Genomic DNA, 4,988 nt, shown 5'->3' with positions numbered 1-4,988 from the left:
GTTATGCACAGAAAAGGTGAATAAATGTGGCGTAGCTCTCATCCTGCTGTTGATAACCACGGTTTGGTGTAAAAGTTATTCAATATGCGCAGTGAACACAATAAATCACGCCTCAATCACACAAGGAAGTTTGCTCATATTGGGGATATGTGGAAAAATCACTGTTATTAAAGATTTTATTAGAGGTTGGCCAGCGATAGATGGCGATGGTTACCGCTTAAATGTGGGAATTGTAATTTGTAACAACCATGGTCAGGTCTTCTGGGCAAAACGATACGGACAACACTCTTGGCAGTTTCCTCAAGGTGGCATTGATGATGGCGAAACTCCTGAGCAAGCCATGTTCCGGGAGTTGTATGAAGAAGTGGGATTGACGAAGAAAGACGTCAAGATCATCGCAACCAGTCGTCATTGGCTGAGGTACAAGCTTCCCAAGCGTTTGGTTCGCTGGGATTCCAAACCTGTCTGTATCGGCCAAAAACAGAAATGGTTTTTATTGCGTCTGGAGTGCGAAGAATCGCGCATTAATATGCAGCGTGGTAATTCCCCTGAATTTGATGGTTGGCGTTGGGTCAGTTATTGGTATCCGGTCAGACAAGTGGTTTCTTTTAAGCGCGATGTTTATCGTCGGGCAATGAAGGAGTTTGCCTCGATGGCAATGCCGTTCCGTGAACGTAAACTGAAAGGTAAACGCAAACACAAAAGAGGATAGGCATGCTTTCTCAACTAAGGGAAATAGTTGAACAGGTTTCCAAAGTGGAAGACGTCCATCAGGCGTTGGATGTTTTGGTGAAGCAGACATGCCGTGCAATGAGCACGGAGTGTTGCACTATCTATCTGGCAAACGAAGAGATGCATCGCCTGGAGCTGATGGCCACACAAGGTCTCAAGTTCAAAGGCGATAAAATTCATATCGATTTTAATGAAGGTCTGGTGGGATTGGTGAAGCGTTCTGCTGAACCTATCAACCTGGCTGAAGCTTCCAAACACCCCAATTTCAAATACTTCTCCGAACTGGGGGAAGAGGTATACCAAAGTTTCCTCGGCACGCCCATCATTCACCGCAAACAAGTGCTTGGTGTGTTGGTGGTACAACAGAAAACACCGCGTCAGTTCAGTGAAATGGAAGAGTCTTTTCTGGTTACTCTGGCGGCCCAGTTGGCGGTGATCATTGCCCACGCGCAAACCCAGGGTTTGTGGAAGCTGAGCAAGCGACAACAGGCGATCAAAGGCATTCCAGCATCGGCGGGAATTGCCATTGGCCAGTTCTGGTGGGACGACACTCAGCCGCAACTTACCGATGTGTATCCGGCGTCGACGTTGAATGTCGAACAAGAGCAGGAGTGGTTGCTGCTGGCAGTGGAAGCCGCGCTGAGTGATTTCCGCCGGATGCGCAAGAAACTCGACAGCGAAATCAACAAAGATGCATTGGCGATCTTTGATCTTTTTACTCACTTGCTGAATGACCCGATGCTGCGCGGCGATTTGAAAGCGCAAATCCAGAAAGGCGATCGCGCTGACTGGGCGTTGCGTCAGGTAGTGGAAACCTACTCGAACCGTTTTGCGCGGATGTCGGATGTCTACTTACGCGAGCGGGCTCAGGACATTCGAGAGCTCGGGCAGCGGCTGCTGTATTTCCTGCACAATACCGAAAATGAACAGCAAGAATTTGAACAACCGGTGATTCTGGTGGTGCGAGAGCTGACCGCTTCCTTGTTGGCGTCGATTCCAAAAGATAAGCTGCTGGCGGTTGTGTCGCTGGAAGGGGCGGCTAACTCGCACGCCGCTATCCTCTCGCGGGCGCTCGGCATTCCTGCGGTGATGGGCGCCACGCTCAATCTGAAAAATCTGAACGGCAAGCTGGGGATTGTTGACGGCTACAGTGGCAAGATCCTGATTTCGCCAAACAAACAGTTGCTGCGTGAATACCGTGCACTGGCGGCGGAAGAGCGCGAGTTGGCCAGCATGGTCAACAAGCGCATCGAAGAGCCCGCCTGTACTCAGGATGGAGAACGGGTGCAGGTGTTGCTCAACGCGGGGTTAAGCGCGGATGCCAACATTGCTGTGAACCAGGGGGTTGACGGGGTCGGGTTGTACCGAACGGAAATCTCTTTCCTGCTGCAACACCGTTTTCCTTCTGAAGAAGAGCAAACCCAGCAGTACCAGGCGGTGTTGGGAGCGTATCCGGACAAACGGGTGGTGATGCGGACGCTGGATGTTGGCGGTGACAAAGCGTTGCCGTACCTGCCGATAGAAGAGGACAACCCCTTTCTTGGCTGGCGTGGGATCCGCTTTACGCTTGATCATCCGGATATCTTCTTGATGCAGCTTCGGGCAATGATGAAAGCCAGTGCAGAATATCAGAACTTGAGTATACTGCTGCCGATGGTATCAGGGGCGAAAGAGCTCGACGACGCGTTAACGCTGATCCATCAGGCGTATCAGGAGGTGTCGGTCATCGATGAACGGATCGTGATGCCGCCCGTTGGCATCATGATTGAAGTACCGTCGATACTTTACTTGCTGCCACTCATTGCCACGAAAATCGACTTTGTTTCGGTTGGGACCAATGATCTAACCCAATATCTGCTGGCGGTGGATCGCAATAATTCCCGCGTGGCAGATGTGTATGAATCGATGCATCCGGCGGTGGTGATGGCACTGAAGCAGATCCAGTCGTGCTGTGAGCAACTGAAGCTGCCCGTCTGTGTGTGCGGTGAGCTGGCCGGTGACCCGATCGGCGCGCTGCTGCTGGTAGGGCTGGGGTATCGCACGCTGAGTATGAACACGTCGAACGTTGCCCGGGTTAAATACCTGTTGCGTCATTCCGCTGCACAAGAATTAACAGCACTTGCTGACAAAGCGCTGATGCAACCCTACGGGGATGCCATTTACAATATGTTGCAGCACTTCTTTGAACAGAAAGGCTTCGCCGGCTTCATTCGTGCCGGGAAAAAATAAGGTAATCACTTGAACGTTGAATTTTTGCTGCTGTTGCTTCTGCTCGGCTCTGTGGTAGGTGTGTTGGCTGGGCTGCTGGGCATTGGTGGTGGCCTGGTGGTGGTACCGGCACTGCTGTTTCTGCTGCCGATGGCTAAGGTTGACCCTGCCATCGTGATGAATATTGCGTTGGCGACCTCCCTGGCCAGCATCATCGTGACGTCCGGCTCGTCGGCACTCAACCACCTCAAGCTGGGTAATGTCGATATGTTTGTCGTCAAATGGTTGATGCCGGGAGTGGTGATTGGCGGGTTTGTCGGCGCGAATATCGCGGAATGGATCCCGGCTCAGTACCTGCCGAAAATCTTTGGTGTCATTGTCTTGCTGCTGTCGCTGCAGATGTTGCTGTCGCTGAAAAACAGCAAACATCGCGACATGCCAGGTACACTGGCGACCATGTGTTACGGAACCGGGATCGGCGTGGTATCGAGCTTGGCTGGTATCGGCGGCGGTTCGTTGTCGGTGCCGTTTCTCAACCGTCACGGGGTCGAAATGCGCCGTGCTGTCGGCTCATCATCAGTGTGTGGTTGTGTGATCGCGATTTCCGGTATGACCGGGTTTATTCTGCACGGTTTCAGCAGTGATAACTTACCGCCGTACAGCTTGGGCTATGTTTATCTGCCTGCATTGGCTGCCATCGCGGCAACGTCGATGCTGACCACACGCATTGGTGCCCGTTTGGCCACTCGGATGCCGACCGCCGCACTCAAGAAAATTTTTGCCGTGTTTTTGATGTTTGTTGCCGGAACTATGTTACTGCAATGACATCTCACTCTTAATACCTATTTCAAGCAAGAGAAACGTTTTATGTCTCAGGAATACTTCCAATTTCCTAATATTGATCCTGTTCTGGTCACGATAGGCCCTTTGTCGATCCGTTGGTACGGTTTGATGTATTTAGTTGGGTTTGCCTTTGCTTTGTGGCTGGCTAACCGCCGGGCTGATAAACCAGGCAGTGGCTGGACCCGAGAGCAAGTATCGGATCTGCTGTTTGCGGGTTTCTTGGGAGTCGTGATCGGTGGCCGTATCGGTTACGTGATGTTCTATAATTTTGGTCTGTTCCTCGACGATCCTCTTTACCTGTTTAAAGTCTGGACCGGCGGAATGTCATTCCATGGTGGCCTGCTTGGTGTGATTGCTGCGATGGCCTGGTATGCGCATCGTCAAGGCCGGACCTTTTTTGGTGTGGCCGACTTTATTGCGCCGCTGGTGCCGTTTGGCCTCGGGATGGGGCGACTGGGTAACTTTATGAATGGTGAGCTTTGGGGACGGGTAACAGACGTGCCATGGGCGATGGTTTTCCCCAACGCAGGTCCTCTGCCGCGCCATCCGTCTCAGCTGTATGAACTGGCACTGGAAGGCATCGTGTTGTTTTTCATTCTTAACTGGTTTATCAAAAAGCCTCGTCCACTCGGGTCGGTATCAGGGCTATTTTTGCTTGGATATGGTACATTCCGCTTCCTTGTCGAGTTCGTCCGTGAACCGGATGCGCAACTGGGGCTGTTTGATGGCGTGATTTCAATGGGGCAAATCCTGTCGACGCCGATGATTCTGGCCGGTCTGTTGATGATCATCTGGGCTTACAAGCGTGGACGGTACAAAGACGGCGTTGCAGCAAAGTAGTAAGGAATCCAAGTGAAACAGTATTTAGACCTCTGCCAGCGTATTGTTGATCAGGGCGTATGGGTTGAAAACGAACGCACCGGTAAACGTTGCCTGACGGTGATCAATGCCGACCTGAGTTACGATGTCGGTCACAATCAGTTCCCGCTGGTGACCACGCGTAAAAGCTTCTGGAAAGCCGCCGTAGCCGAGCTGCTTGGCTACATCCGAGGTTATGACAATGCGGCCGATTTTCGTCAGTTGGGCACCAAAACCTGGGACGCCAACGCCAACTTGAATCAAGCCTGGCTGGATAACCCTTATCGTAAAGGTGAGGATGACATGGGGCGGGTTTATGGGGTGCAGGGGCGTGCCTGGGCGAAGCC

The 4,988-nt window shown here is 52.0% G+C and carries 5 protein-coding genes; all 5 read left to right on the top strand.

The window, feature by feature from the left end:
- Positions 1-166 precede the first annotated feature (166 nt).
- Positions 167-712: an RNA pyrophosphohydrolase gene (gene rppH / locus CAG65_RS07700; protein WP_443098384.1), complete on the top strand. Its 546-nt coding sequence runs from the start codon at positions 167-169 to the stop codon at positions 710-712.
- A gap of 2 nt (positions 713-714) precedes the next feature.
- Positions 715-2,961 (top strand): phosphoenolpyruvate--protein phosphotransferase, encoded by a 2,247-nt coding sequence (gene ptsP, locus CAG65_RS07695; RefSeq protein ID WP_161453215.1) that lies wholly within the window; start codon positions 715-717, stop codon positions 2,959-2,961.
- 9 nt (positions 2,962-2,970) lie between these two features.
- Complete coding sequence (locus CAG65_RS07690) at positions 2,971-3,765, top strand: sulfite exporter TauE/SafE family protein (protein ID WP_021705638.1); 795 nt, start codon at positions 2,971-2,973, stop codon at positions 3,763-3,765.
- 42 nt (positions 3,766-3,807) lie between these two features.
- Entirely contained in the window at positions 3,808-4,623 is an 816-nt protein-coding gene (gene lgt, locus CAG65_RS07685) for a prolipoprotein diacylglyceryl transferase (RefSeq protein ID WP_021705637.1), read from the top strand.
- A gap of 12 nt (positions 4,624-4,635) precedes the next feature.
- Positions 4,636-4,988, top strand: a 353-nt coding sequence (locus CAG65_RS07680; protein WP_337247547.1) for a thymidylate synthase, incomplete at its 3' end; no start/stop codon positions are given.

Origin of the sequence: Vibrio sp. V39_P1S14PM300, from assembly GCF_009904765.1 — a bacterium.
GTDB classification, from domain to species: Bacteria; Pseudomonadota; Gammaproteobacteria; order Enterobacterales; family Vibrionaceae; genus Vibrio; species Vibrio proteolyticus.
Note: the sequence above shows the minus strand (reverse complement) of the source record. Positions and strands in the feature narration are given on the sequence as shown.

Coding starts and splice junctions, on each gene's coding strand:
- ptsP (WP_161453215.1), top strand. CDS start 715: ATGCTTTCTCAACTAAGGGAAATAGTTGAACAGGTTTCCAAAGTGGAA.
- lgt (WP_021705637.1), top strand. CDS start 3,808: ATGTCTCAGGAATACTTCCAATTTCCTAATATTGATCCTGTTCTGGTC.